Origin of the sequence: Billgrantia gudaonensis (assembly GCF_900100195.1) — a bacterium.
Lineage (GTDB): Bacteria > Pseudomonadota > Gammaproteobacteria > Pseudomonadales > Halomonadaceae > Halomonas > Halomonas gudaonensis.
Map to the genome: position 1 here is coordinate 130,761 of NZ_FNES01000008.1, position 26,740 is coordinate 157,500.

Annotated in this window: 20 protein-coding genes; 11 read left to right on the forward strand and 9 right to left on the reverse strand. The window is 66.7% G+C overall.

The genetic code is table 11. The features are described 5' to 3' along the window. The first annotated feature begins 3 nt into the window (after positions 1–3). The 3 genes from BLP96_RS11210 to BLP96_RS11220 all read left to right on the forward strand — a co-directional run bounded on the left by BLP96_RS11210 (position 4) and on the right by BLP96_RS11220 (position 2,071). Positions 4–531 carry a TRAP transporter small permease gene (locus BLP96_RS11210; RefSeq protein WP_089686167.1) on the forward strand — a complete coding sequence of 176 codons (528 nt, stop codon included), beginning with the start codon at positions 4–6 and terminating at the stop codon, positions 529–531. Next, a complete protein-coding gene (locus BLP96_RS11215; RefSeq protein WP_089686169.1) occupies positions 528–1,787 on the forward strand; it encodes a TRAP transporter large permease in 1,260 nt (419 codons plus the stop codon). Before BLP96_RS11210 ends, BLP96_RS11215 begins: the two co-directional genes overlap by 4 nt. An 89-nt stretch (positions 1,788–1,876) precedes the next feature. After that, positions 1,877–2,071 carry a hypothetical protein gene (locus tag BLP96_RS11220; RefSeq protein WP_089686171.1) on the forward strand — a complete coding sequence of 65 codons (195 nt, stop codon included), beginning with the start codon at positions 1,877–1,879 and terminating at the stop codon, positions 2,069–2,071. A gap of 6 nt (positions 2,072–2,077) precedes the next feature. On the opposite strand, the gene BLP96_RS11225 is transcribed toward BLP96_RS11220, so the two are convergent. Together BLP96_RS11225 and BLP96_RS11230 are read right to left on the reverse strand one after the other, a co-directional pair. After that, entirely contained in the window at positions 2,078–2,707 is a 630-nt protein-coding gene (locus BLP96_RS11225) for a DUF938 domain-containing protein (RefSeq protein ID WP_089686173.1), read from the reverse strand. A gap of 108 nt (positions 2,708–2,815) precedes the next feature. After that, a complete protein-coding gene (locus BLP96_RS11230; RefSeq protein WP_089686175.1) occupies positions 2,816–3,307 on the reverse strand; it encodes a hypothetical protein in 492 nt (163 codons plus the stop codon). 322 nt (positions 3,308–3,629) lie between these two features. Between BLP96_RS11230 and BLP96_RS11235 the strand changes: the two genes are divergently transcribed. After that, positions 3,630–4,976 carry a Na+/H+ antiporter family protein gene (locus tag BLP96_RS11235; RefSeq protein ID WP_089686177.1) on the forward strand — a complete coding sequence of 449 codons (1,347 nt, stop codon included), beginning with the start codon at positions 3,630–3,632 and terminating at the stop codon, positions 4,974–4,976. Positions 4,977–5,127: 151 nt separating this feature from the next. Then, positions 5,128–7,905: a cation-translocating P-type ATPase gene (locus tag BLP96_RS11240; protein ID WP_089686179.1), complete on the forward strand. Its 2,778-nt coding sequence runs from the start codon at positions 5,128–5,130 to the stop codon at positions 7,903–7,905. A gap of 6 nt (positions 7,906–7,911) precedes the next feature. Here BLP96_RS11240 and hrpB read toward each other — a convergent pair whose 3' ends face one another. Both hrpB and BLP96_RS11250 read right to left on the reverse strand, forming a co-directional pair. Further along, positions 7,912–10,347, reverse strand: coding sequence for an ATP-dependent helicase HrpB (gene hrpB, locus BLP96_RS11245; RefSeq protein WP_089686181.1), 2,436 nt, complete (start codon positions 10,345–10,347; stop codon positions 7,912–7,914). A 16-nt stretch (positions 10,348–10,363) separates the two neighbouring features. Beyond that, positions 10,364–10,993, reverse strand: a complete 630-nt coding sequence (locus BLP96_RS11250) for a TetR/AcrR family transcriptional regulator (protein WP_245682233.1) — start codon at positions 10,991–10,993, stop codon at positions 10,364–10,366. A gap of 364 nt (positions 10,994–11,357) precedes the next feature. Here BLP96_RS11250 and xdhA point away from each other — a divergent pair, with 364 nt between their 5' ends. The 5 genes from xdhA to BLP96_RS11275 all read left to right on the forward strand — a co-directional run bounded on the left by xdhA (position 11,358) and on the right by BLP96_RS11275 (position 19,306). Beyond that, on the forward strand, positions 11,358–12,809 hold the full coding sequence (xdhA, locus tag BLP96_RS11255; RefSeq protein ID WP_089686183.1) for a xanthine dehydrogenase small subunit: 1,452 nt from the start codon (positions 11,358–11,360) through the stop codon (positions 12,807–12,809). Beyond that, positions 12,793–15,291 carry a xanthine dehydrogenase molybdopterin binding subunit gene (xdhB, locus tag BLP96_RS11260; RefSeq protein ID WP_089686185.1) on the forward strand — a complete coding sequence of 833 codons (2,499 nt, stop codon included), beginning with the start codon at positions 12,793–12,795 and terminating at the stop codon, positions 15,289–15,291. Before xdhA ends, xdhB begins: the two co-directional genes overlap by 17 nt. After that, positions 15,288–16,136 (forward strand): xanthine dehydrogenase accessory protein XdhC, encoded by an 849-nt coding sequence (xdhC, locus tag BLP96_RS11265; RefSeq protein ID WP_089686187.1) that lies wholly within the window; start codon positions 15,288–15,290, stop codon positions 16,134–16,136. The genes xdhB and xdhC overlap by 4 nt, the downstream gene beginning before the upstream one ends. A 177-nt stretch (positions 16,137–16,313) precedes the next feature. Then, on the forward strand, positions 16,314–17,633 hold the full coding sequence (gene guaD / locus BLP96_RS11270; protein ID WP_089686189.1) for a guanine deaminase: 1,320 nt from the start codon (positions 16,314–16,316) through the stop codon (positions 17,631–17,633). Positions 17,634–17,938: 305 nt separating this feature from the next. Beyond that, complete coding sequence (locus tag BLP96_RS11275) at positions 17,939–19,306, forward strand: NCS2 family permease (protein ID WP_089686191.1); 1,368 nt, start codon at positions 17,939–17,941, stop codon at positions 19,304–19,306. A gap of 82 nt (positions 19,307–19,388) precedes the next feature. Here BLP96_RS11275 and BLP96_RS11280 read toward each other — a convergent pair whose 3' ends face one another. Both BLP96_RS11280 and msrP read right to left on the reverse strand, forming a co-directional pair. Then, positions 19,389–19,988 (reverse strand): protein-methionine-sulfoxide reductase heme-binding subunit MsrQ, encoded by a 600-nt coding sequence (locus BLP96_RS11280; RefSeq protein ID WP_089686193.1) that lies wholly within the window; start codon positions 19,986–19,988, stop codon positions 19,389–19,391. 35 nt (positions 19,989–20,023) lie between these two features. Next, positions 20,024–20,989: a protein-methionine-sulfoxide reductase catalytic subunit MsrP gene (gene msrP, locus BLP96_RS11285; RefSeq protein WP_089686197.1), complete on the reverse strand. Its 966-nt coding sequence runs from the start codon at positions 20,987–20,989 to the stop codon at positions 20,024–20,026. A gap of 245 nt (positions 20,990–21,234) precedes the next feature. On the opposite strand from msrP, the gene BLP96_RS11290 reads away from it, so the two are divergent. After that, positions 21,235–22,236, forward strand: coding sequence for a cytochrome-c peroxidase (locus tag BLP96_RS11290; RefSeq protein ID WP_089686200.1), 1,002 nt, complete (start codon positions 21,235–21,237; stop codon positions 22,234–22,236). Between the two features lie 78 nt (positions 22,237–22,314). On the opposite strand, the gene BLP96_RS11295 is transcribed toward BLP96_RS11290, so the two are convergent. Genes BLP96_RS11295 through cydD form a run of 3 tightly spaced genes read right to left on the reverse strand, consistent with a single transcriptional unit; the run spans position 22,315 to position 26,738 of the window. After that, a complete protein-coding gene (locus BLP96_RS11295; RefSeq protein ID WP_089686202.1) occupies positions 22,315–23,310 on the reverse strand; it encodes an adenosine deaminase in 996 nt (331 codons plus the stop codon). Next, positions 23,303–25,069 carry a thiol reductant ABC exporter subunit CydC gene (gene cydC, locus BLP96_RS11300; RefSeq protein ID WP_089686204.1) on the reverse strand — a complete coding sequence of 589 codons (1,767 nt, stop codon included), beginning with the start codon at positions 25,067–25,069 and terminating at the stop codon, positions 23,303–23,305. Before cydC ends, BLP96_RS11295 begins: the two co-directional genes overlap by 8 nt. Further along, entirely contained in the window at positions 25,062–26,738 is a 1,677-nt protein-coding gene (gene cydD / locus BLP96_RS11305) for a thiol reductant ABC exporter subunit CydD (protein WP_089686206.1), read from the reverse strand. The genes cydC and cydD overlap by 8 nt, the downstream gene beginning before the upstream one ends. Positions 26,739–26,740 lie beyond the last annotated feature (2 nt).

Consider the following 26,740-nt stretch of genomic DNA (forward strand, 5'->3'; position numbering starts at 1 on the left):
GGCATGCATAGGTTGCTGGATCTGCTGGAACGCCTCGAGCGAGGCATCGACGCCGTCATTCAGCCCGCGGTCTTCGCGGCCATGGCGGCGTTGATCGCTGTGATCACCCTGCAAATCGTCTCTCGCGTCTTCTTCACGGCCGTAGGCTGGACCGAGGAAGTCGCGCGTTTTCTGCTGGTATGGATCACCTTCCTGGGAGCGACCGTGGCCTTCCGGCGCGGTCGCCACATCGCCGTGACGTTCGTGATCGATGCACTGCCCGAGCGCCTGCAGCGGCATGCCCGGATTCTCGCCATGGTGGCGGGGCTGGCGTTCCTCATCGCATTGGCAGTGATCGGTCAGCGCTACATGCAGGCGCAGAGCTTCCAGAAGTCCGCTTCGCTGCGCCTGTCCATGACCTGGGTCTACGCGGTAATCCCCTTGAGCGCGGTGGTGATGGGCAGCTATGCCCTGATCGACGTGATTCGCCTGCTGGTCAGGGGCTCGCCGGTCGCCAGCAGCGTTGACGACGAAGGGGATTCTCCATCATGACCGCTCTGCTCTTCGCCCTGTTCTTTGCACTGATGCTGCTGGGAGTCCCCATCGCCCTGGCCATCGGCGCCAGCACTCTGGTGGCGCTTTCCGTCCAGGGCGTGCCGCTGATGGTGGTCACCCAGCAGATGTTCCAGGGCATCAATTCCTTCGCCCTGGTGGCGGTGCCCATGTTCATCCTGACCGGCGACCTGATGGCCCAGGGCAAGGTCAGCGAACGGCTGGTGAACTTCGCCGATTCGCTGTTCGGCTTCCTCAAGGGCGGGCTTTCCATCGTCTCGGTGGGAGCCGGCATGTTCTTCGCCGCCATTTCCGGTTCCGGCGCCGCCACCACCGCAGCGGTGGGCTCGACATTGGTCCCCGAGCTGCGCAAGAAAGGCTACGAACCGGCATCGGCAGCCAGCCTGATCGCCGCCAGCGGTACCATCGGCGTGGTCATTCCACCCTCGGTGCCGATGATCATCTACGCGGTGATTGCCCAGCAGTCGGTATCGACGCTGTTCCTGGGCGGGATCCTGCCCGGCATCGCCATGGGGCTGGGGCTTGCCGCCATCGCCATCTACCAGGCTTACCGACGCAACTACCCACGTGGCACCGCACTGTCGACCGCCACGATCTGGCGTACGTTCAAGAGCGCCAGCTGGGGACTCGCGACCCCGGTGATCATCCTCGGCGGCATCTTCTCGGGCGTGTTCACACCCAGCGAGGCGGCAGTGGTCGCGGTGAACTACGCGCTGCTGGTGTCATTGTTCGTCTATCGCGACCTGAGCCTTGGCGACGTTTACCGCATCCTGATCCGCTCGGCGATCACCACCTCGGTGATCATGCTGGTCATCGCCACGTCGGCGGTATTGAGCTGGACGCTATCCAGCTGGCAGGTGCCGGGCGCCATTGCCCAGGCGGTGCTGTCGCTTTCCACCAATCCCTACGTCATCATGCTGCTGGTGGTGGCCGTCATCCTGCTCACCGGGGTCTTCATCGAAACCGCCAGCGCACTGATCATTCTCACCCCAGTATTGCTGCCGCTGGTGACTCAGCTGGGCATCGACCCCATCCACTTCGGCCTGATCATCGTGGTAGGGCTGGCCATCGGCATGATCACCCCTCCGGTGGCGATCAACCTGTACGTCGCCTCGTCGGTGACCCAGCTACCGCTGGAACGAATCACGCGGGCCATTCTGCCTTACCTGCTAGGGTTGATCAGCGTGCTGCTGCTGGTGGTCTACGTGCCCATCCTGCTCGGCCTGTCGGGATGACCGACGCTTGTCTACCGCCATGCCGACGCGCCATCATGGCGGCATCGACGTCATCCGATGGAAACCGCTCTTCTCAGGAAGGACACACCATGCATCGATCTTTGCTCCCCATGGCCGCGCTGGTGATCTCCCTGCTCGCGGGCTGCACGACCTATACCTTCGAAGACGGACACCGCGAGACGGTGTGGGGGGTCCCGGCCGAAGACGAAACCACGACCCGGGAAGAGCGCGAATCCCAGCCGCCTCGCTATCGCGAGCCGGGCGAGATCCCGGAGCGCGAGTGACCCGCCCTACGACTCGAGGCGGTCGTTCGAGCCTGGGTAGCGCAACACCACGCTGAGATTGTTGGCCGGCATCTCCACCGTCTCCGTCAGCCGCAAACCGTAGCGACGAGCTTCGTCCGCGACGGCTTCGAGATCGCGTACGCCCCAGCGCGGATCGCGACGTCGTAGATCGGCATCGAAGGCCGCATTGCTGGGCGCGGTGTGTCCACCGTTGCGCCGATAGGGGCCATAGAGATAGAGCACGCCTCCGAGCGCCAAGCGTTCTGCCGCGCGCGCCATCAACGCTTCGGTCACGCGCCACGGAGCGATGTGCACCAGGTTGATCGCCACGACGGCATCGAATGGGCCTGCCGGCCAGGTGCTGGCATCCGTGGTATCCAGACGGATCGGCGCGGCCAGATTGGCGAGTTCGGTATGGGCCCGCCAGGCCGAGATGGAAACCAAGGCAGCCTCCTGGGCATCGCTGGGCTGCCACTGCCAGCCCGGCATGGCATCGGCACAGTACGCGGCGTGCTCGCCGCTACCGCTGGCCACTTCCAGGATACGAGCCTGGGCCGGGAGCAGCCGTTGCAGCACCTCGCGAATCGGCTGACGATTACGAGCCGCCGCCGGCACCCGTTGACGATGATCGGGCATGGAATGTCAGACCCCCATCCGTCCCCAACGACATCGACCACCCACAAGGTGGTCGATGCAAGGCGTCAAGCCCGTGGGGCAGGCCCACGGACACCCTCGGGCCGATGATCACTCGGCCTGTTGTTGCTGTTGCTGCTGTTGCTGCTGTTGCATCTGCTCCTGCATCTGGCGCATCTGCTCTCGTTGCGCCTGCATCTGGCGCTCGAGCTCATCGCGCTGCTGCTGAGTCAGGGTCGCCTGTAGCCGAGATTGCATCAGCACGCTCTCGGCGCTCATTTCCCCGGTGAGATCGCCCAGGCGATCGGCATCGCGGCGGATGCTTGCCTCGTCGTAATCGGCCCCGACCTGTTCCTGCAGCTGCGCCTGAAGCGTTTGTGCCTCGCTCTCCAGTTCCTGGAGGCGTCCCTGGGTGTCCTCGAGCAGAGCCAACAGCTCCTGCTCCTGGGACTCGTCAAGATCGACCAGTTCATCGAGCTGGCTGACCTGATCCTGTGCACTGGGCGGCTGCTGCTGAGGCATCGCTTGCTGGGCAGTGACGACGGCAGGAGCGACGAGCGCCACGGTCAAGGCGGAAACGGCGAGAGACTGGCTTACGGACATGAAAACTCCATTGCTGAAACGTAAAGATGGCGAACGGGGGAACCGACCGGGAACCTGGCCGCCACGCACACGATGGCATGCTCCCCAGCACGATCAACCCCTCTGATCGCCAACCCCAACCTGCGACAACGTCATGACGCCCGCGTTCACTCTGTCACCCCCGAATGCACCCTTCGGCCATCGTCGCCTTCTTCGCACCCGCTTCATCGTTCCAGAATGTCGGCCAACTCACTGACACGATGAGCTTCTTCAGGTAGTATGCGCGACTTTGCGGCTGCTGCCCGAAGCCGCATAGCCATTCCAACCAAGGTTCGAGCTTGCTATGAATGCCGTCGTTCTGGCCATCCTGGTCATGGTCTCCCTGAGTCTCGCCCGTGTCTCCGTGGTCTTCGCCCTGATGGTCGCCAGCCTCGTCGGCGGCCTGTATGCCGGCATGCCGCTCGGAGAGGTCCTCGACGCCTTCAACGACGGCCTCGGCAACGGGGCCACCATCGCCCTCTCCTACGCCGTGCTGGGCGCCTTCGCCGTGGCGCTGTCACGCTCTGGCATCACCGAATTGCTGGCACGCCGCGCCATACGTCGCCTGGGCCTCGACGACGACGGGCAAAGCCATCGACTCGTCGTCTACACCCTGCTCGGGGCCCTGCTCGCCGCCGCAATCAGCTCGCAGAACCTCGTTCCGGTACACATCGCCTTCATCCCGGTACTGGTGCCGCCGCTGCTCAAGCTCATGAACCATCTCGACCTCGACCGGCGTGCGGTCGCCTGCGTGATCACCTTCGGCATCACCGCTCCCTACATGCTGTTGCCGGTGGGTTTCGGTGCGATCTTCCTCAACGATCTGTTGCTCGCCAACCTCAACGAGAATGGCGCCGAACTCGGTCTCCAGGTCACCCGAGGCATGGTGCCGATGGCCATGCTCATTCCCATCGGCGGCATGCTCATCGGCCTCGCCGTCGCGGTGCTGTGGAGTTATCGTCGCCCGCGCCGATACGCGGATCGTGACCTCTCCCACGGCGACGAGACGCCGGCCGAGGCGGCGAGTCACCTGGCCGGCTGGCAGAAGCTGACGATCGCTGCAGCTCTCGTCGGCACGGTTGCAGTGCAGCTGCTCTCCGGCTCGATGCTCCTGGGTGGATTGTTCGGCTTCGCCTTGCTCTCCGTGAGCGGCGTCTTCCGCTGGCACGAGCAGGATGGCATCTTCACCGAAGGCATGCGGCTGATGACCCTAGTCGGCTTCATCATGATCTCGGCGGCGGGCTTCGCCAGCGTCATGCAGGCCAGTGGCCAGGTGGAAACCCTCGTCGCCGGCTCCACCGAACTGATCGGCGACAACCAGGGCCTGGCCGCTCTGATCATGCTGCTCGTCGGACTGTTCATCACCATGGGCATCGGTTCATCCTTTTCGACCATCCCGATCATCGCCTCGCTCTACGTGCCCCTGGCCCTGAACTTCGGCTTCTCGCCCATGGCCACCATCGCCCTGGTGGGCACCGCCGCCGCACTTGGCGATGCCGGCTCTCCCGCCTCGGATTCGACTCTCGGCCCCACCGCCGGCCTCAACGCCGACGGTCAGCACGATCATATCTGGGATAGCGTGGTACCCACTTTCCTGCACTACAACATCCCGCTGATCGCCTTCGGCTGGCTGGCCGCCATGATCCTGTAACCTTCCGCGATGCGACGGCGAGCGCCGTCTCGCCGCTCTCTTCGTGCGACGCTTGACGGCAATCGAACGAGGACACCTTGCCCTTCGTCACTGCGCTGCAGCATAGTGGTCCATGGCGCGATCCGTCGACCGCCGCGACAGGAGACAGGGGATGCCCGAACGCCGTGATTCCACCCGTACCGCCTGGCACGCCCTCTCGGGCGACGCTACTCTCGAGAAGCTGGAGGCCTCCCGCGACGGCCTCTCCGCCACGCAGGCCGCCTCGCGGCTGGCCGAGTTCGGCCCCAACCGGCTGCAGCAAGAACGGGCTCGACCCTGGTGGCGGCGCCTACTGACGCAGTTCGACAATCTCCTGATGCTGATCCTGATCGTGGCTGCCCTGGCGAGCCTAGGGCTCGGCCACGCCCTGGACGCCGCCGCCATCATCGGCGTGGTCCTGATCATTGCACTGATCGGCTTCATCCAGGAGGGCAAGGCCGAACATGCACTGGAGAGCATCCGCGACATGCTCTCGCCCCAAGCCAAGGTGCTGCGCGACGGCAAGCGCCAGGTCGTTCCGGCCGCAGACCTGGTGCCCGGCGATGTGGTGCTGGTGGAGAGCGGCGACCGCGTTCCCGCCGACCTGCGCCTGCTCGAAGCCAAGCGCCTGCGCACCGAGGAAGCTGCGCTGACCGGCGAGTCGACGCCCGTCGACAAGAGCATCGATCCCGCAGCAGAGGATGCCGAGCTCGGGGATCGTACCGGCATGGCCTATGCCGGCACCCTGGTCGTGCAAGGAGCCGCCCGGGGGCTGGTGGTGGCCACCGGCGAGGCGACCGAGCTGGGCCGTATCTCGGAGATGCTGCGCCAGGTCGACAAGCTCAGGACCCCACTGCTCCAGCAGCTGGACCGGGCGGGACGCGTGCTGGCACTGTGCATTCTCGCGGCGGCCGCCTTCACCGCTCTGTTCGGAGTTCTGGTCCACGACGAGCCGGTCACGGCAATGTTCATGGCCGCCGTAGGCCTCGCGGTGGCAGCCATTCCCGAAGGGCTGCCGGCCATCGTCACCATCGGCCTGGCACTCGGCGTACAGGCCATGGCACGGCGCAACGCCATCATCAGGCGGCTGCCCGCCGTCGAAACCCTGGGCTCGATCTCCACCATCTTCACCGACAAGACCGGCACGCTGACCCGCAACGAGATGACCGCCCTGGCGATCTGGCTGCCGGAAGGCGAAGTCCGCATCTCGGGCGTCGGCTTCAGCCCGGAAGGCCGATTCCACACGGTCCGCGGCGACGAGCCCGAGCCGCACGCGCTCGACCCCGACGAATGCCATGCACTCCGCCACTTCCTCGAGGTGGGCGTACTGTGCAACGACGCCGAACTGGTCCGGGACGACGGTCGCTGGATCATCCACGGCGACCCAACCGAAGGCGCTCTGGTGGTGGCCGCCGCCAAGGCCGGCCTCGACGCGACGACTCTGCGTAACGACCATGACCGCCACGACGCCATTCCGTTCGAGTCCGAGCGCCAGTACATGGCCACCCTGCACGAGGAGAAAGGCGAGCGACGGCTGCTGGTCAAGGGAGCCCCGGACCGACTGCTGGAGATGTGTCATCGGGTGCGCACCGACAGCGGAGACGTCGATCTCGATCGCGAGGCGTGGGAAGCCCGCATCCATGCGCTCTCCGCCCGCGGTCTGCGCGTCCTGGCGCTTGCCGAGAAACCGATCCATGACATCGCGGAATTGACCGATGCTCACGCCGAGGAGGGGCTGATTCTGCTCGGCTTGATCGGCCTGCTCGACCCGCCCCGCGAGGAGGCCATTGAGGCGGTGAAGCAATGCCTCAGCGCCGGCATTCGCCCGGTGATGGTCACCGGCGACCATGCCGTCACCGCCCTGGCCATCGCCCGCCAGCTCGGTTTCGCCCATACCGAGCGCGCTCTGACCGGCCGCGAGGTGGAAGCCATGTCCGACGAGGCGCTCGAGGCGTGCATTCTCGAAGTGGACGTCTTCGCCCGAGCGGCACCGGAACACAAGCTGCGCCTGGTGCGGGCGATGCAGGCTCACGGCGGTATCTGCGCCATGACCGGCGATGGCGTCAACGACGGCCCGGCACTCAAGCGCGCCGACGTCGGCGTGGCCATGGGCATTCAGGGCACCGAAGCGGCGAAGGAAGCCGCCGAGATGGTGCTCGCCGACGACAACTTCGCCACCATCGTCGGCGCCATCCGGGAGGGTCGCAAGGTCTACGACAACATCCGCAAGACCATTACCTTCCTGTTGCCCACCAATGGTGGCCAGGGGCTGGCCATCATGCTCGCCGTGCTGGCCGGCGGCGAGCTGCCGGTGACGCCGCTACAAGCCCTGTGGGTCAACATGGTGGTGGCAGTGACACTCGGGCTCGCCCTGGCCTTCGAGGCGGGCGAGCGCAACTTGATGCAGCGCGCGCCCCGCGACCCCAACGCCGCTCTGCTCGATCTCTTCCTGCTGTGGCGCGTGCTGTTCGTCTCGATCCTGCTTCTGATCAGCGTATTCGGTATCTTCTGGTGGATCGGCGAACGTCAGGGCGGCAGTCTCGAAATGGCTCGCGCCGGCGCAGTGAACATGCTGGTGACCGGCAGTGCTGCCTATTTGATCAACAGCCGCTTCCTGCTCGGCAGCACCCTATCCTTGCATGGCCTTTTCGGCAGCCGGCCGGTATGGCTCGCCATCGGACTGGTGATGGCCCTGCAGCTGGGCTGGACCTATCTGCCCTTCATGCAGCTGATTTTCGGCAGCGCCGCTCTGGGCCTAGACCACTGGCTGGCGATCCTCGCGGGCGGCATGGCCATCTACCTGGCCGTCGAGCTGGAGAAATGGGTGCTGCGACTCCGCGCCTCGAGCCGAGAGCCGACAACGGCCCGCCGGACCGAGGACGTCCACGAGCATGCAGGCACGCAGAGATAGCACTTCCTATCCCCGCCGCTTGGTCCGGGCCGTGGCTTCGGCGCCGAGCGGGTCTTCCGGCCACGGGTGCTTGGGGTAGCGGCCGCGCATCTCCTTGCGTACCTGCGGGTAGGCGTTGGCCCAGAAGCTCGCCAGGTCGGTGGTGACCTGAAGCGGCCGGCGCGCCGGCGAGAGTAGATGCAACAGCACCGGCACGCGACCATCGGCAATGCATGGCGAACTCCGCCATCCAAACGTCTCCTGAAGCTTGACGGCCAGTACCGGCTCGTTGCCCTCGAGGCAGGGCGTATAGTCGAGACGCGCGTGCGACCCGCTAGGCACCGCCAGCCGTTCGGGAACCAGTTCCTCGAGACGACGACGCAGCGGCCAGTCGAGGGTGTCGAGCAGGTAGCGCTCCAGGGGCAGCGTGTCGATGGCATCCAGCCGGGTGATACCCTCCAGATAAGGCCCCAGCCAGTCTTCGAGCCGCTCGAGCAGCGCCGCCATCGACCAGTCCGGCCAGGTCTCGCCGAACTCGCGACGCAACAGGGCTACCCGTCCGCGCAGCTGGTCGGCCGCCTCACCGAAGGGCAGTCCCCCGCGACGACGCAGGGCGTCCAGCAGTGCCCCGCGTACCGCGTCGGTCGGCATGTCGGTCAACGGTTTACGCGCCAGCACCACCGCACCCAGGCCGCGGACCCGCTCACCGACCAACCGACCCTGCGCCTCGGACCACTCGATTCGCGACTGCCAGGTCGCGGTTTCCGGATACAGTGCCGTCAATCGCTCGGCATCGAGAGCCACGCTGCGAAAGATGCGCGCCCCACTCGCCTCGCCGTCGAGTTCTACGGCCACCAGCAGGGCGGCGTGGGCCAAGGGATGCGACTCGGGCAGCACGGCCAGGCCACCGCTGGCCAGGCGAAAGCGCCCTGGCTCGAGGCGTTGGGCAATGCGCTCCGGATAGGCCAGCGCCAGCAGTTCGCCCAGCGGCTTCAGACTCGCCACCTCGAGCCGGCAGCCACCGATGCGAGCCAGGCGCTCGGCATCGCGCAGCCATTGTCGATGATCGCGCGGAGCTGCCAGCCGCACTTGCAAGGCGACCTCGATGTCGCGCTCGCGGTCGACATCGCGTCCTTCCAGCAGGGCGACCAGCGCACAGGCCAGAGGCCGCGCGCCGAACTCGGCGGCTCGCTCGAGCATCACGGCCAGGCGCGGATGGGTCGGCCAGCGAGCACAGGCACGTCCCAGATCGGTCAGGAGAGAAGCGGTATCGAGCACGCCGAGACGTGCCAAAAGCTCGCGCCCGGCTGCCAACGCTGCCTCGGGCGGCGGCGTGACCCAGGCGAGAGACGTCGGATCGACGATGCCCCAGCGTGCCAGTTCGAAGGCGAGCGGTGCCAAGTCCGCCTGGCGGATCTCCGGCTCGCCGTGAGGCACGAGCGGCTGTTCCTCGGGCCACAGCCGCACGCACAGTCCCGCCCCCTGTCGCCCTGCACGGCCGCGACGCTGATCGGCACTGGCCCGATTGACCCGCCGCGTCTCCAGGCGGGTCAAGCCGGTGCGCGGCTGGAACACCGGCACCCGCTCCAGGCCGGCATCGACGACGATACGTACGCCATCCACAGTGACGCTCGACTCGGCGATGGCAGTGGCCAGCACCACCCGACGCCAACCTCGCGGATCGGGACGCAGCGCCCTGCGCTGGACCTCCAGCGGCAGTCGGCCGTGCAGCTCATGGATCGTCAGATCGGGCGCTCGCTGAGCCAGCTCGCGGGACAGGCGGCGAATCTCGGCCACGCCGGGCAGGATCACCAGGGCATCGCCCTCCTGCGCCGCCAACGCCTCGAGTACGACTCGAGCCTGCTGGCCGGCTGCATCGACGTGGCCGTTCAAGAGTCGATAGCGCGTCTCGACGGGAAAACTGCGCCCCGGACAGTCGATGACGGGGGTGGCCGCACCCAGCACCGCCAGCAGAGCCTCGACATCCAGGGTGGCCGACATCACCAGCAGTCGCAGGTCGTCACGCACCGACTGGGCATCCAGAGCCAGGGCCAGCCCCAGGTCCGCCTCGAGGCTGCGCTCGTGGAACTCATCGAACAGGATCCCGGCCACGCCGTCGAGCAACGGATCGTCCTGGATCATGCGCGTCAGCACGCCTTGAGTCACCACTTCCAGCCGTGTGCAGGGGCCCGTGCGGCTTTCGCCACGCAGGCGATAGCCGACGGTTCGGCCAACCGCCTCACCGAGCGTGTCCGCCATGAAGCCGGCGGCCAGCCGTGCAGCAACGCGGCGCGGCTCCAGCAGCAGCAGCTTGCCGCCGCGACACCAGGGCTCGTCGAGCAGAGCCAACGGTACGCGAGTGGTCTTGCCGGCACCGGGTTCGGCGACCAGCAGCGCACGGGAGTGCCCGCGCAGCGCTTCACGGATGGCGTCGAGGCGAGCGTCGATCGGCAGGGCTGTCATCGCGATCCCGGCAACGTCATGACTCGCGCGACCGGACCCCGCAGCCCTTGAGAATCACCCGGGTCAGGAAGGCGGTGATCTCCTCGACGTCGGCATCGCTGAGTTCATCCTTGCCGGTGATGCCGAGCACCTGGGCTTCGAAGTCGGCGTAGTGCTGGGTCGCCGACCAGATCAGGAAAATCAGCCACACCGGATCGACCGGGTCCATCAGGCCACTCTCGGCCCACTGCTCGAAGATGCGCGCGCGTGCCTGGACCCAGTCGCGCAGTTCGCCGCTCAGATAGGCCTGCAGGAAAGGAGCGCCGCCGAGGATCTCGGCCGCGAACAGGCGCGAGCCCTCCGGGTGGCGACGCGAGAGCTGCATCTTGCTGCGGATGAAGGCCTCGAGCACCTCGGCCGGGTCGTCATCCACCGAGATGTCGTCGAGCAGGGCGTTCCAGCGCGCCATCATGCGCTCGAGCAAACGCACATAGAGGCCGCGCTTGCTGCCCATGTAATAGAGCACGTTGGACTTGGGCAGCCCCGCCGCCTCGGCGATGGCCTGCACGCTGGCCCCCCTGTAGCCGTGACGAGCGAAGACCCGCTCGGCGGCGGCGAGAATCTCGCGCTCGTTGCGCGCCCGCGTGGCACCGTTGCTCGCGGCCATCGTCTGCGGTTCATTCACGTCTTCGGTTTCTGGCAGCTCCGACATCGACATACCCCGCCTGCTTGGAAGGCAAGAGAGTGCCTGAGCGCCGGCCTTCCTGCAAACGCCGGCTCCGGCGCGCAGTCAATCGCCGTCGAACACGACGAGGTGCGCCGGGGACAGGTCGAAACGGATCGGCACCGAGTCAACCGACCAACGCCGATGGCCCTGTCCCAGCTCGGCCTCACAGGCCCTTGCAAAGTGCGGCAATCTGACCCATGCTGAAAACATCCTGACCATTCGGTCAACGCATCGAAACAACCATCGGACCCTGACTCCGTCGACCCACGACGTTCCACCACAAGCCTGACAAGAAGAGACGGCGATGATCGACTTCCTGCTCAACGGGCAGCCCCGCCACTGTGCGGCCTCGCCCGATACCAGCGTGCTGGAGATGCTGCGCGAGAACCTCGGCCAGACCGGCACCAAGGAGGGGTGCGCCAGCGGCGATTGCGGCGCCTGTACCGTAGCCATCGGCGAGACCGATGCAGACGGCCGGCTGCACTACCGCAGCGCCAACGCCTGCATCACCCCGGCCCACCAGCTCAACGGTCGTCATCTGGTGACCGTCGAGGGACTGGCCGATGGCGACGACCTGCATCCTGCCCAAGCCGCCATGGTCGCCTGTCATGGCAGCCAGTGCGGCTTCTGCACGCCGGGCATCGTGATGTCGCTGTTCACCCTGCACGAGGCGCAGCGCGGCGGGGACCTGGCGCCGCTCACCCCACAGCGGCTCGAGGCAGCGCTCGGCGGGAACCTGTGCCGTTGCACCGGATACCGGCCGATCCGCGATGCCGCTCTGACCATGACCGAGCATCCCGAACGACGCCCCCAGTGGCTCGACGCCGCGGCACCGCGCCCCGCCGCTCCGTCTTCCGATGCACCTTTCGCGCAGCCCGAGACCCTGGCCGAGCTGGTCGAACTGCGGCGCCGCCATCCCGAGGCTCGCCTAGTGGCCGGCGCCACCGACCTGTGGCTCGAGGTCACTCAGCGGCTCACGCGCTTCGAGCGACTGATCGACGTGACCCGCGTCGCCGAACTGAACGCCATCGAGGAAACCACCCTGGACGATGGTCGCCATGGCTGGTGGATCGGCGCGGCCGTTACCTATGCTCGCCTCGAACCGCTACTCGAGGAAAACGTCGAGCCCTTCGCCCACCTGCTGCATCGACTGGGCTCGGCCCAGATCCGCAACCGCGGCACCCTGGGCGGCAACATCGCCAATGCCTCGCCCATCGGCGATACCCCACCGGTGCTGCTGGCGCTCGGCTCGCGCCTGTGGCTGGCCGGCCCGGAGGGCGAACGCGAGCTGCCGCTCGACGACTTCTTCCTCGGCTACAAGCAGACGGCACTGCGCGAGGGCGAGACCATCCGCGCAGTCTTTCTGCCCAGACCCGAAGCGGAGTGCCACCTCAAGGTGTGGAAGCTCTCCAAACGACGCGAGGACGACATCTCCGCCGTGCTCGGCGCCTTCGCCTGGCAGCTCGAGGCGGGCATCCTGCGCAACGTGCGCCTCGCCTTCGGTGGCATGGCCGCGACGCCCAAACGGGCTGCACAGGCCGAGGCCGCTCTGGAGGGCCAACCGCCCACGGCGGCCGCCTTCCGGGCCGCGCGCCAGGCTCTCGGCGACGATTTCCAACCGATGTCCGACGTCCGCGGCAGCGACCACTATCGGCAGCTGTCGGCCGCCAACCTGCTCGAACGTCTGCGCCTGGTCATCGCGAAACAAGACTCCGATACGTCCCGGGAGGTGATGCTCCATGCGTACGCTCACTAAGCTGGATAGCCCGGCCGGCGAAACGGCCGACCTCGACCAAACGGCGGCACGCAGCCGCGAGACGCAGCGGGGCCGAATCGAGGGCGATGGTCCGCTGGCCAGGGAGGCCGATACGCGCGCCGTGGCCGGAAACCGACATGCCCAGGCCCACGAGAGCGCGGTCAAGCACGTCACCGGCCGCGCCGCCTACATCGACGACCTCAAGGCGCCGGCGGACTGCCTCCACTTGGCACTCGGTCTCTCGCCGGTGGCCCATGGCCGACTGACCCGGCTCGATCTGGCGAAGGTCCGTGCCATGCCTGGCGTGGTGGACGCGGTCGGTTTCCATGACGTGCCCGGCCACACCGACATCGGTCCGGTATTCCCCGGCGATCCGCTGTTCGTATCGGATACGATCAGCTACGCCGGCCAGGTGCTGTTCGCCGTGGCCGCCGAGAGCCATCGTGCCGCCCGCGAGGCCGTCAACGCGGCAATGGCCGAGGGAGTCGCCGAGATCGACGAACGACCGGCGAGCCTCGATCCAGTCGCGGCCGCCGAGCGCGGCGAGTTCGTGCGCCCCACCCACGTCCAGCAGAGCGGCGACTGGGAGCGAGCGCTGGCCGATGCCGCCCATGTCATCGAGGCCGAGCAGTTCGTCGGCGGTCAGGAGCACTTCTATCTCGAAGGGCAGGCCTGCCTGGTCCAGCCCACCGAAGACGAGGGCGTCATCGTCCACACCTCCAACCAGCACCCCAGCGAGACCCAGAAGCTGGTCGCCGAGGTGCTGGGCATTCCCTTTCACGCCGTCACCGTGGAGGTACGCCGCATGGGGGGAGGCTTCGGCGGCAAGGAGACCCAGGCCTCGCCCTGGGCCTGCATCGCCGCACTGGTGGCCCGGCGTACCGGGCGCACCACCCGCATCCGCCTGCCGCGCGCCGAGGACATGCGCGTCACCGGGAAGCGCCATCCCTTCAACAACCGCTATCGGCTGGGCATCGATGAGGCGGGCGTCATCCAGGGCGGCGAGATCACCGTGATCGGCGACTGCGGCTACTCGCCGGATCTCTCCGAGGCCATCGTCGACCGCGCCATGTTCCACAGCGACAACGCCTACTCGCTGGGCGAAGCCCGCGTCACCGGCCACCGTGCCCGCACGCACACCGCATCCAACACCGCCTTTCGCGGCTTCGGCGGCCCCCAGGGCATGATGGCGATCGAAGCAGCGATGGACGACATCGCTCGGCGTATCGGCGAAGATCCGCTGACGATACGCAAGCGCAACTTCTACCGCCCCGGCCGCCAGACCACCCATTACGGCCAACAGGTGGACCAGATCGGCCTGCTGCACGAGCTCGTCGAACGGCTCGAAGCCAGCAGCGACTACTGGACGCGACGTCACGCCATCACCGACTTCAACGCCGAGAGCCCCGTCATCAAGCGCGGCCTGGCACTCACCCCGGTGAAATTCGGCATCTCCTTCACCGCCAAGCATCTCAACCAGGCCGGCGCGCTGTTGCACGTCTATACCGACGGCAGCGTGCAGATCAACCACGGCGGCACCGAGATGGGCCAGGGTCTGCATACCAAGATCTGCCAGGTAGTCGCTCGTGAGCTCGGTCTCGACCTCGGCACCGTACGCATCACCGCCACGCGCACCGACAAGGTGCCCAACACCTCACCCACCGCGGCCTCCAGCGGTGCCGACTTGAACGGCCAGGCCGCTCGCGATGCCTGCGTCAGGCTCAAGCAGCGCCTGTTCGATTTCGCCCACGAGCATCTCTACGAGGACCAGGGGCTGGACCGCGAAGACATGCGCCTGGAGGAGGGATACCTGGTCGCCGGCCTCGGCGAGAGCGAGCGCCGCATCCCCTGGGGCGAGCTGGTCCAGGCAGCTTACCTGAATCGTATCTCGCTCTCCGAAAAGGGCTTCTACGCTACCCCGCTGATCCACTACGACCGCGCCACCGGCCAGGGGCGCCCCTTCTACTACTACGCTTTCGGCGCCGCCGTCGCGGAGGTCAGCCTGGACACTCTCACCGGCGAATACCAGGTGGACCGGGTCGACATTCTCCACGACGTCGGTGATTCCCTGAACCCCGCCATCGACATGGGCCAGGTCGAGGGCGGTTTCATCCAGGGCGTGGGCTGGCTGACCAGCGAGGAACTGAAGTGGAACGAGACCGGTCGGCTGCTCTCCGATGGCCCGGCGACCTACAAGATCCCCACCTTCGGCGACCTGCCCCCGGTGTTCAACGTCGAGCTGATGGAAGGCCACCCCAACTCCATGGCCAGCATCTACCGCTCCAAGGCAGTCGGCGAACCGCCCTTCATGCTCGGCATGGCGGTGTGGTCGGCACTGCGCGACGCCCTGGCAAGCCTCGCCGAGTATCGCGAGACGCCACGCCTCGACACCCCGGCAACGCCTGAGCGGGTACTGCTGGCCGCCGAGGCGCTGCGCGCGCGCCATGCCCAGGGAGTGCCGTCGCAGGAGAAGGCGACATGAGCGTCCGACCCGAACCCTGGCACGCCGCACTGCACCGCCTGCAGCGCGAGGGCCAGCCCCACGTGCTGGCCACCCAGGTGACCAGCGCCGGCTCCACGCCCCGCGAGCCCGGGGCGCGCATGGTGATCACCGCAGACGCCGTCTTCGATACGCTGGGCGGCGGCAACTTCGAATGGCAGACCATCGCGGCGGCCCGCGAACGGCTGGCGAGCAGCGAGGCCGGCATGAGCCTCGAGGCCTTCTCGCTCGGCGGACGCAGCGGCCAGTGCTGTGGCGGCTTCGTCAACGTCCTGCTGGAGGTCTTCCCCGGTAGCCAGGCTAGCCTGGCAGTGTTCGGGGCCGGCCACGTGGGACAGGAGATCGTGCGCCTGAGCGCGCCGCTGCCGTGGCGGGTAGTCTGGCACGACAGTCGTGACGACGCCTTCCCCGACTGGGCCGCCGACCAGCCGCGCCTGACGTATCGCCACGCACCGGACCCAGGCGCCGCGGTGGCCGCTCTGCCCGCCGGCTGCCACGCCCTGGTGCTGACCCACGATCACACCGAGGACCGCACCCTGATCGACGCCCTGCTCCACCGTGACGACATGGGCTCGATCGGCCTGATCGGTTCCAGGAGCAAGTGGGCTAGCTTCCGTTCGCGGCTCGTCGATGCCGGCCACGATGAGGCCGCTCTGGCGACGGTACGCTGCCCCATCGGCACGGCGGCGGGTGGCACCGGTGGCGACAAGACGCCCTACGCCATCGCGTTGGCCGCCCTCGCCGAGCTGCTACCGCTGGTGGGCCATGGCGAACGCGCCGACCAGCGCGGCCTCGATCCAGCTGAACTGCGCCAGATATTTGGCTAGCGGCTTCTTTAGACAGGAGCTATGCCGCGGCCAGGCCTTCGCGAAGGCGCTGCAAACCCATCCTTGGGCGCTACATTTGCCATCCATGGCAAATGACCTTCGCTGCGACCTGACCCCGGCCGCTCCGGTGCCATGCTCATGCAAGCGTAAGATTCTATCGACAACGAGCCTGACCTCATGACGACCCACGATACGCGCGTACTGCGCGCCGAACTGCTGAGTTTCGACGCCGACCCCGGCGAGAATGACACGCCGGCTGAGGGCAGCGTGCGCCACATCCCGGACGGCGCCCTATGGATCGAGGACGGCCGCATCCGTGCCGTCGACGACTATGCCCGCCTGGCACCCGAGCTACCCGAAGGCATCGAAGTCACCGACCACCGGGGCAAACTGATCGCCCCCGGTTTCATCGACAGCCACGTACACTACGTGCAGTTGGAGATCATGGCCTCCTACGGCCGACAGTTGCTCGATTGGCTCAACGAGTACACCTTTCCCGAGGAATGCCGCTTCGCCGAACGGGAGCATGCCGAGCGCCTGGCCGACGCCTTCCTCGACGAGATGCTGCGGGTCGGCACCACCACCGCCCAGGTATTCTGCTCCAGCCATCCGGTTTCCGTAGATGCCTTCTTCACGGCGAGCCAGCGCCGCGGCCTGTGCATGCTCGCCGGCAAGGTGCTGATGGACCGCCATGCGCCGGAAGCGCTCACCGACGACACCCAAGGTGGCATCCGCGACACCGAACGCCTGATCGCCGACTGGCACGGCAGGGAACGCCTCGGCTACAGCGTGACACCGCGCTTCGCCCCGACCTCCACCCGCGGGCAGCTCGATGCCGCCGGAGGGCTGTTGCGCAACGACGCGACCCTGTGGCTGCAAACCCACCTCGCCGAAAACACCGGCGAGCTGGACTGGGTGGCGGAACTGTTCCCCGAGAGTCGCGACTACCTCGAGGTCTACGAACGGTCCGGTCTGGTGGGGCCGCGCAGTACCTTCGCCCACGGCATCCACCTCGACCGCGCGATGCGCGAACGACTCGCCAACCGCGGTGCCAACCTGGCCTTCTGCCCCAGTTCCAATCTCTTCCTGGGCAGCGGCCTCTTCGACCGCCTGGCCGCCCGCGAGGCCGACCTCAACGTCAGCTATGCCAGCGACGTGGGCGGCGGCACCGATCTCTCGGGACTGGCCACTCTCAAGACGGCTTATCAGGTAGGCCAACTGCGCGGCCAGCCGCTGACTGCCTGGCAGGGCTTCTACGGGCTCACGCTGGGCAACGCCCGAGCGCTGTCGCTGGACGACCGCATCGGCCGTCTGGCCAAGGGGATGGACGCCGACTTCGTGGTGCTCGACCCGCAGGCCACCCCACTGCTCGCCCGACGCACGTCGCGCTGCCGGAGCCTCGGCGAAACCCTCTTCGCGTTGATGATGCTGGGCGACGACCGCAGCGTGGCCGAGGCCTGGGCGGGGGGCATTTGCCAACACCGCCGCGCCGGCTGAGAGAATCTCGTATACAGAAACGTCAGCCACGGCGGCTGAGATCCACCGAATCGCCGCTCTTTAGCAAGCGGCGACTCGGTTTTCTGCGTCCATAGCGTGATTAACACTCTCGAAATCCCCACAGAATGGAACGATCGTCAAGAACCTCTCTGTATCCCCGGCGTTGAAGTCGCGTATACCACATTGGTCGCAGCACACCTGTCCAAACGGTCAATACCCAGCTAGGCTGTGCCCATGCCTTCTGACCATTCGGTCAATGCAAGGCGTTCACGGCACTCCCACTCCAACAACAAGGGATCCCCGCTATGGAACCAACCTCGACTCCCCTTGCCGATCAGGGCGCGGCCTCCCGTCCCTCCGATCCCCACTGGCTGGACCGCTACTTCGGCGTGACCCGACGCGGCTCGTCCCTGCGCACCGAGATACTCGCCGGTATCGCCACCTTCCTGGCCTCGATGTACATCATCGTGGTGAACCCGGCGATTCTTTCCGATGCCGGAATCCCCTTCTCGGCGGCCCTCTCCGCCACCGTGCTGATCAGTTTCATGAGTAGTCTGGCCATGGGACTCTATGCACGAAACCCGATCCTGGTGGCCCCGGGCATGGGCATGAATGCCCTGTTCACCTACACCCTGGTGCTCGGCGCCGGCCTCTCCTGGGAGGTGGCACTCGGCTGCGTCTTCTGGTCCGGGGTGCTGTTTGCGACGCTGGCGGTGTTCAACGTGCGCAAGGCGATCATCGAGGCGATTCCCGCCTCGCTGCGCTACGCCATCACCTGCGGCATCGGGCTGTTCATCACCTTCATCGGCTTCAAGAACGCCGGCTTCATCGTCGGCAGCGACGCCACCCTGGTCACACTGGGGAGCTTCGAACCCTCCCTGATCACCTTCTTCATCGGCATGATGGCCACGGCGATCCTCGTGATCCTGCGCTTCAACGGTGCGCTGATCCTGGGCATCGCCCTGACCACGCTGCTGGCAACGCCCATGGGGCGGCTATGGGGCGGAGATGTCGTGGTGGAATGGAGCGGTCTGGCCGCCTGGCCCGACTTCGGCGCAGTGATGCAGGTGGACATCTGGGGAGCGCTCGAGGTCGCCTACCTGCCGTTCATCTTCGTGATGCTGTTCACCAACTTCTTCGATGCGCTGTCGTGCTTCATGGCGCTCTCCGAGTCGGCCGACCTCAAGGACAAGGACGGCAACCCGCGTAACCTCAAGCGCTCAATGACCGTGGATGCCTTCGCTTCGATGATCGCCGCCCCGCTCGGCACCAGCGCCGCCCAGACCTTCATCGAATCCGGCGCCGGGGTCGCCCAGGGTGGACGCACGGGGCTGGTCGCCGTGGTCATCGCCCTGCTCTTCCTGCCCTTCCTGTTCCTGTCGCCGCTGCTGTCTCTGGTACCCAGCATCGCCACGGCGCCGGCGCTGGTGCTGGTGGGGCTGTTCATGATGGCCCCGATCGGCAAGATAGAGTGGTCACGCTTCGAGCAGGCGTTTCCGGCCTTCCTGGCCATCATTCTGATGCCGCTGACCTACTCGATCACTCTCGGCATCGCTTTCGGCTTCCTGAGCTTCGTGATGATCCAGCTGTGCACCGGTCGCCTGTCCGCCATCAAACCGGCCATGTGGGTCTCCGCGGCACTCAGCGTAGTACTGCTGGTCACCACGCAGTAGGCCGACACGCATCGCCCGGACATCCGCTTCGGGCGATGCGAGCCTCACGACCGCCCACCGAGAGGCTAGAAGAAGGCACGGCTCACTGGCGATGCAGGATGGCATCGACGATGCGGAACGCGACCAGCAATAGCAGCACCGCCAGGAAGAGACTGGGCATGAGGTAGTCCGCCCGAGTCAGGATCCACAAATGCGTGACCCCCAGCGCGGCGGAGACGTAGACGAGGCGATGCAGCCAGTGCCAAGCATGCTCTCCCATTGCCTGACGCACCCGCTTGAACGAAGTGACCGCGAGCGGAACCAGCAGCGTCAATCCCGCCACGCCGTAGCGAACGTAGGGAAGGTCGACCATGTCCTTGACGATCCACGGCCAGTCCCAGTACTGATCCAGTCCGATCCAGCTCAGCATGTGAGCGAGTAGCCAGAAGAACGCCCACAGGCCGATCTGACGGCGCGCGATCATGAAGCCCACCCAGCCGGTGAGGCGGAACGCCGGGCCGAAGGCGATGGTGGTGAGCAGCAGGATCAGACCGGTACGGCCAGTGAAATGCACGACCGCTTCGCTGGGCACTGCACCCAGATCGCCATAGAACCACTGCCAGCCGATCCACAGGCCCGGCGTGGCACAGCCAGCCAGCACCAGCAGGCGAAAGGCGGTAATGCAGGATCGCGCGCTGAGCATCCCCTCTCCTTGCGTCACGGAATGGAAATTCCGGCTCAGTAGTGGCGATCGAGGTCCATGCCGGAATAGAGGTCGGCCACTTCGTCGCCGTAGCCGTTGAACATCAGCGTCTCGCGCTTGCCGCGCTCGCCGATGCGCCGCTCGCGAGCCTGGGTCCAGCGGGGATGGTCGACGTGGGGATTGACGTTGGCGTAGAAGCCGTACTCTTCGGGATTCTGCGCCACCCATGAGGGCGTAGGTCGCTCTTCCGTCAAGGCGATGCGCACCACCGACTTGATGCTCTTGAAGCCGTACTTCCAGGGCACGACGAGACGAATCGGCGCACCGTTCTGATTGGGCATGATCTCGCCGTACATGCCCACCGCCAGCAGCGTCAGCGGGTGCATCGCCTCGTCGATGCGCAGCGCCTCGCGGTAGGGCCAGTCGAGGATCGAGCGGCGCTGTCCACGCAGATTGTCGGGGTCGTGGATCGCTTCGAAAAGCACGTACTTGGCCCGCGACGTGGGCCCGTGACGTTCGAGCAGGTCGCGCAGCGGAAAGCCGATCCATGGGATGACCATGGACCAGGCCTCCACGCAGCGCAGGCGATAGATGCGCTCTTCCAGAGTCTCTCTGGCCAGCACGTCCTCCAGAGCCAGCGTACCGGGCTTGTCCACCTCGCCCTCGACGGTCAGCGACCAAGGATCGGTGACGAGCTTGTGAGCGAAGACCTCTGGATCGCTCTTGCGGTTGCCGAGCTCATAGAAGTTGTTGTAGCTGGTGGCATCCTCGTAGTCGGTCGTCGCCTCGCCACCCGCCAGCCGCCGAGTGTCCAAGTCGTCGTCCAGCCGACCTTGCAACGCCTCCCGCCAGGCCGCGGCATCGCGCGGCCACAACAACCCCGGTGCCGCCGCTGCCGCCCCCAGGGCAACCCCGCGTCGCAGGAAGCGACGCCGTGCATCGAACAGCGCCTTGGGCGTCACCTCGGATTCCGGCAGGGCCGGATAGCGATAGCGAGACATGGATCCTCCTGGGCGCTCCTGGAGCGGGCAGTGTCACCACCTCGTACAGAGACTGTCCAGTACTCCGGCAACGGCTCGAGCGAAAACTTGACCTGGAGCAAGGAGCCTCGTTATCCGAGTATTGTGCTTGGTTGATAATGATCAAGTGCGAGCCATAACCTGTCTTCGGCACACGATGCAACCCCACCAAATAGTGGGAAAAAAGACCAAAGCGCCGTGACCACCGACCATCAGGGAGAACGATCATGATCCATGCCGCCATGCTGAAACCGGCTCGCCTCGTCGCCGCCGTCGCCCTCGGCAGCACCCTCGCCGCCGGTACCGCCGTGGCCGACGACGGACTCGGCGATTACCGCGACCGCTTCGAGCCGCTGCCCCACCTACCGCCGATTCCCGCCGACAACTCGTTGACGGAAGAGAAGGTCGAACTCGGCAGCATGCTGTTCTTCGAGCCGCGCATCTCCTCCAGCGGCGTGATCAGCTGTGCCACCTGCCATAACCCAGCGCTGGGCTGGAGCGATCGCATTCCGCGCGCCACCGGTCATGACGGCCAGATCGGCGCACGCAACACGCCCACGGTGCTCAACGCCGGCTTCCTGGGCTCCCAGTTCTGGGACGGCCGCGAACCCGATCTGGAAGGCCAGGCGCTGGGACCGATCGAGGCGGACGTGGAAATGGCCATGGACCTCGAGCAGGCTCTGGAGCGCCTGGAAGGCTTCGACGTCTATCAGGAGAAGTTCGCCGCCGCCTACCCGGATGCCGAGGATCCCATCAACGCCGACAACCTGGCCAAGGCCATCGCCAGCTTCGAACGCACCCTCAACACGCCCGACTCGCCGTTCGACCGCTACCTGCGCGGCGACCTGGAAGCGCTCAGCCAGCAGCAGAAAGACGGCATGGTGGCCTTCGTGGACAACGGCTGCATCGCCTGTCACCGTGGCCCAGCGCTCACCGACAGCAACTTCCACGCCATCCAGGTGCCGGGCTCCACCGACGTGGGCCGCTTCGACGTCACCGGCGACGAAGCGGATCGCCACAAGTTCCGCACCCCGACACTGCGCAACGTGGCCGTCACCTATCCCTACATGAACAACGGCGCTACCGAAACTCTCGAGGAAGCCGTGACCATCATGGGCCAGGAGATGCTCAACCGCGACCTCGAAGAAGAGACCGTCGACGACATCGTCGCCTTCCTGCACTCCCTCACCGGCGAAATGCCCGAATTCGAGGTTCCGGCCCTGCCGTAACCCGCACCGAAACGATACGCAACGCACTCGCCCCCGGCTCGCCGGGGGCTTCTCGTTTCCTTCCCTGTGGCGGCATTCTCACCGGCACTCGGCGAGTTGCCGCAATAGCTCCAGGCGCCGCGTCTCGCCGATGAAGGCAGCGTCGATCGCGCTTTCCGCCAGTTGAACGAAGGTCTCGCGAGACCAGTCGAAAGCCCGCTGACAGGCACGAAAGTTGTCGAGCATGCCGCCACCGAAATACGCCGGATCATCGGAATTGAGCGTCAGCCGAAGACCGGCATCGAGCAGGCGCGGCAAGGGATGATCCTCGATGCGCTCGACCACCTTGAGACGCACGTTGGAAAGCGGACAAACGGTCAGCACGACCCGATCGTCACGCAGTCGCTCGACCAGTTCGGGATCTTCGAGACAGCGCACGCCGTGATCGATGCGGCAGACGTCCAGCAGGTCGAGCGCCTCACGAATGTACTCGGGCGGCCCCTCCTCGCCGGCATGCGCAACCCGTGGGATGCCGAGCATCCGCGCCCGTTCGAAGACCTCGCGGAACTTCGATGGAGGATGCCCACGCTCGGCACTGTCCAGCCCGACGGCATCCAGCGTCTCCCAAAAGGGCGCCGCACGCTCCAGGAGCTGCATCGCTTCCTGGGCAGGACGATCGCGCAGGAAGGCCATGATCATCGCCGTGGACAACCCCAGCTGTCGCTCGGCCTCGCGGCGTGCGGTACCGAGCCCTTCCATCACCGTTTCCAGCTCGACACCGCGGGCCAGATGAGCCTGGGGATCGAAGTGCATCTCCACGTGCACGACGCCCTCTCGGTGAGCTCGGCGAAAGTAGTCCATGGCCAGGTCATGGAAATCCTCGGCGGTACGCAGCACGCTCATGCCCTGGTAGTAGAGCTCGAGGAAAGAGGGCAGATCGGCGAAGTCGTAGGCGGCGCGAACCTCGTCCACGTCAGCGTAGGGCAACGTGACCGCATTGCGACGGGCAAGCGAAAACATCAGCTCGGGCTCGAGCGTTCCCTCTATGTGCAGGTGAAGTTCGGCTTTCGGCAACCGCTTGAGAAAATCATCCATTGCGCACCTCGTTGGGCATCGTCGTCGCTTTCCCGTCATCCTGACCGATCGCACAATATCGTGCAAAGTCGGTCAGTTCGCCTTCCACCAGGTGCGCACGATGCGTCACTCCGGGCGGCGCGACGGAATCGTCATCCAACTGGTGGACGAGAAACAGCGCCGTTCGGCCGCGCAGCCAACCATCCAGCCTGGGCACCAGCGATGCGAGAGTCGCTCTATCGAGGCCGGCAAACGGCTCGTCGAGAATGACCAGACCAGGATCGCGCAGCCACAGCCGAGCCAGTGCCAGCCGCCGAGCCTGACCGCCGGACAGCGCATGCCCCCCCTCTCCCACCGGTGTCGCCAACCCGGCCGACAACGCCTCGGCCCAGTCGGCCAGCGTCGCCCAGTCGAGCGCTTGCCACAGTCGTTCGTCGGTTGCAGCGGGATCGGCGATGCGCAGATTGTCGGCCAGGCTTCCCTCGAAGAGATCGATGCGCTGCCCCAGCAAGGCGACGCGCTCACGCAAGGAGCCCTCGTCGATCTCCGCCAGCGGAATGTCATTCAAACGAATGTCGCCCGTGTCGGGCAGCAACTGTCGCGTCAACAGTGCGGCGATGGTGCTCTTGCCGGCCCCCGAAGTGCCCGTCAACACCAGACGCGAGCCGCCCTTCAAGGACAGGCTCACCGCATCCAACGCCATGTGCCAGGCGCCCGGATAGCGTAGGCCCACTCCCTCCAGCGACAGCTCGAGAGGCCCATCCGCGAGCGGCCGGGAGCGTCCGGATGGAGCGCGCCGCTCGGCGGCTTCCAGGGCGTTGAGGCGCTCGGCGGCTGTCCGTGTCGTTCCCAGTGACGTGAAAGCGTTGGGCAGCAAGGCCAGGGCTTCGCCAATGGCCAGCACCGCCAGCGGCAGCATCACCATCACCGCTCCGCTCACGGCATCGTGCTGCCACGCCGCAGCGGCCAGCCACAGGGTGGCCAGCATGGCCAGTCCCACCACCAGACCCACCAAGGCCGAGCCCAGGGCGGTACAGCGAGCGAGCCGCCGCTGGGCGGCATGCAGTCGGCGTTCGCACGCCAGGAGCCGATGGCGGTGCCGCGCCGTGCAGTCATGGGCCTCGAGCTCCGCCAAGCCCTGCAAGTGCTCGACCGATAGGCTGCGCAAGCGCTGGCGATGCTCGACCTGGGCCCGGCTCGCCGCCATGCCGAGCCATGCCTGACCGAAGGACAGCCATAGCCAGGCCAGCACCAGGCCGGCTCCCACCAATCCCGCCAGCGTCGGCAGCCACAGCGCCAGAAACGCGGTCAACGAGCCGATCAGGGCCAGCGCGACCAACGGCGGCGCCAGCAAGCGCAGGTAGAGACCGTCCAGGGTATCGATATCGGCAGTGAGGCGAGTCAACCAGTCGCTGGACCGCTGCTTCGCCAGGGTGGCACCGTCCAGACGCGACAGTACGGCGAACAGCGAGCCACGCAGGTCCGCCAGCAGACGCAACACGGTATCGTGGTTGTAGAGCCGCTCCAGATAGCGCGCCACGGTTCGGGTCACGGCAAAGGCGCGAATGCCGCCACCGGGGACGTGAACGTCGAGGCCGGCCCTGATCGCCATGCCGGTCAGGGCGCTCGCGGTGATGAACCAGCCCGAAAGCGCCAGCAAGCCGATGGCGGCCAGCAGCGTCAACCCCAGCAGCCCGGCCCCCACCCAAAGGCGCCGCCGACGCCGTGCCAGCAGGCGCAACCACGGGCGCAGGGCCCCGATGCCCAGCCCATCACCCATCGTTCGCCTCCCCGGGCAGTTCGCGGAGACGCCCGCCAGCGATGTACTGGCATCGTGATGCCAGGCGCATCAGTGCCGGATGGTGCGTGGCAATGACCAGTGCACGTCCCTCGCTGGCCAGAGTCTGCAGGGCTGCCACCACCTGCCCCTCGCTCATCTCATCGAGATGGGCAGTCGGCTCATCGAGCAACAGCAGGTCCGCTTCGCTCAGAAACAGCCGTGCCAGCGCCACCCGCTGGGCCTGACCGCCGGAGAGCCCGCTGCCGCGCTCGCCCAGGGGGGTATCCAGCCCATTGGGAAGCCTTGCCAGCAGCTCGGCCAGGCCAACTTTGGCCAGCGCTGCTTCGAGCTCGCCGTCGCTGGCATGGGGAGCCGTCAAGCGCAGGTTGTCCGCCAAGCTGCCCTGAACCAGCCACGGCCGCTGATCCAACCATGCCAGCCGCAAGCCGGGCCTGACGCAGCGCCGGCCCGAATCGGGCCCCACGAAGCCGGCCAGCAGGTGCAACAGGGATGACTTGCCGCCACCCGATGGTCCGGTGATCGCAAGCGTTTCGCCCGGCAGCACGGTCATGTCGAGAGGACCGAGCACCCGCCCGCGCCGTGGATGAGCCAGCGTGACATCGACCAGACTCACCAGCGCAGAGTCGCCAGGAGTGAGCGACGCCCTGTGACGCTGGGGATGCGGCCGCTCTGCAAGCAGCGTGAGCATGCCCCTGGCGGCCCCCAGGGCGGCGGCACGATCGTGATAGTGCTGGGCCAGGCTGCGCAGCGGCTGAAAGAACTCCGGAGCCAGCAGCAGTATCAGCAGGCCGCTGAACAGGGTCAGCTCGGACGACGGCCCGTAGCCGATGTAACCGAGCAGGCCGAACCCCACGTAGACGGCCACCACGGCGATGGCCACCGAGGCGAAGAATTCCAGCACCGCCGAGGAGAGAAACGCCAGACGCAGCGGACGCAGGCTGAGCCGCCGGTAATGGTCGGCCGCCGCTTCCACCTCGCGCGTGGCTTCGGTCGTACGGTCGAACAGCTGCAGCGTGGTCAATCCTCGCACGCGGTCCAGGAAATGCCCGGACAGCCGCGTGACGGCGGCAAACTGCTCACGGTTTACCCGCTCGGCACCGACCCCCACCAGGGCCATGAACAGGGGAATCATGGGCGCTGCCAGCAGCAGGAAGAGCGCGGCCAGCCAATCGAGCCACGCCACGCACGACACGATCGCCAGCGGAGTCGCCACCGCCAGGATGCACTGCGGCAGAAAACGCGCGATGAACCCGTCGAGCGCCTCGACCTGTTCCACCAGTTGGCTTGCCACTCCACCCGCCGGATACGCGGCGCCCCGCACCGGCCCCAGTGCTGCCAGATGGGCCAGCAATTCGGCACGCACACGGGCGCGGACCCGCAGACTCGCCTCCTGCCCCGCCACCTCCTGCGTCCACTGGGCCAGGGCGCGCAGCACGAGGCATGACGCCAGAGCGAGAAAGGCCGGCGTCAGCGACGCCAGTTCGGCATTGGCCACCAGCAACTGGCTGACGATCCATGCCAGCAGAGCCAGCTGTACCAGAGTCGCCGCACTCGCGGCAAGGCCTGCCGCCACGGCGAGCAACAGCCAGCCACGCTGCCGTGCAGCATGGTGGGAGAGCCAGCGCTGAGCATCGGGAGCGCCAGCCATCG

Coding starts and splice junctions, on each gene's coding strand:
- BLP96_RS11210 (WP_089686167.1), top strand. CDS start 4: ATGCATAGGTTGCTGGATCTGCTGGAACGCCTCGAGCGAGGCATCGAC.
- BLP96_RS11215 (WP_089686169.1), top strand. CDS start 528: ATGACCGCTCTGCTCTTCGCCCTGTTCTTTGCACTGATGCTGCTGGGA.
- BLP96_RS11220 (WP_089686171.1), top strand. CDS start 1,877: ATGCATCGATCTTTGCTCCCCATGGCCGCGCTGGTGATCTCCCTGCTC.
- BLP96_RS11225 (WP_089686173.1), bottom strand. CDS start 2,707: ATGCCCGATCATCGTCAACGGGTGCCGGCGGCGGCTCGTAATCGTCAG.
- BLP96_RS11230 (WP_089686175.1), bottom strand. CDS start 3,307: ATGTCCGTAAGCCAGTCTCTCGCCGTTTCCGCCTTGACCGTGGCGCTC.
- BLP96_RS11235 (WP_089686177.1), top strand. CDS start 3,630: ATGAATGCCGTCGTTCTGGCCATCCTGGTCATGGTCTCCCTGAGTCTC.
- BLP96_RS11240 (WP_089686179.1), top strand. CDS start 5,128: ATGCCCGAACGCCGTGATTCCACCCGTACCGCCTGGCACGCCCTCTCG.
- hrpB (WP_089686181.1), bottom strand. CDS start 10,347: ATGACAGCCCTGCCGATCGACGCTCGCCTCGACGCCATCCGTGAAGCG.
- BLP96_RS11250 (WP_245682233.1), bottom strand. CDS start 10,993: ATGGCCGCGAGCAACGGTGCCACGCGGGCGCGCAACGAGCGCGAGATT.
- xdhA (WP_089686183.1), top strand. CDS start 11,358: ATGATCGACTTCCTGCTCAACGGGCAGCCCCGCCACTGTGCGGCCTCG.
- xdhB (WP_089686185.1), top strand. CDS start 12,793: ATGCGTACGCTCACTAAGCTGGATAGCCCGGCCGGCGAAACGGCCGAC.
- xdhC (WP_089686187.1), top strand. CDS start 15,288: ATGAGCGTCCGACCCGAACCCTGGCACGCCGCACTGCACCGCCTGCAG.
- guaD (WP_089686189.1), top strand. CDS start 16,314: ATGACGACCCACGATACGCGCGTACTGCGCGCCGAACTGCTGAGTTTC.
- BLP96_RS11275 (WP_089686191.1), top strand. CDS start 17,939: ATGGAACCAACCTCGACTCCCCTTGCCGATCAGGGCGCGGCCTCCCGT.
- BLP96_RS11280 (WP_089686193.1), bottom strand. CDS start 19,988: ATGCTCAGCGCGCGATCCTGCATTACCGCCTTTCGCCTGCTGGTGCTG.
- msrP (WP_089686197.1), bottom strand. CDS start 20,989: ATGTCTCGCTATCGCTATCCGGCCCTGCCGGAATCCGAGGTGACGCCC.
- BLP96_RS11290 (WP_089686200.1), top strand. CDS start 21,235: ATGATCCATGCCGCCATGCTGAAACCGGCTCGCCTCGTCGCCGCCGTC.
- BLP96_RS11295 (WP_089686202.1), bottom strand. CDS start 23,310: ATGGATGATTTTCTCAAGCGGTTGCCGAAAGCCGAACTTCACCTGCAC.
- cydC (WP_089686204.1), bottom strand. CDS start 25,069: ATGGGTGATGGGCTGGGCATCGGGGCCCTGCGCCCGTGGTTGCGCCTG.
- cydD (WP_089686206.1), bottom strand. CDS start 26,738: ATGGCTGGCGCTCCCGATGCTCAGCGCTGGCTCTCCCACCATGCTGCA.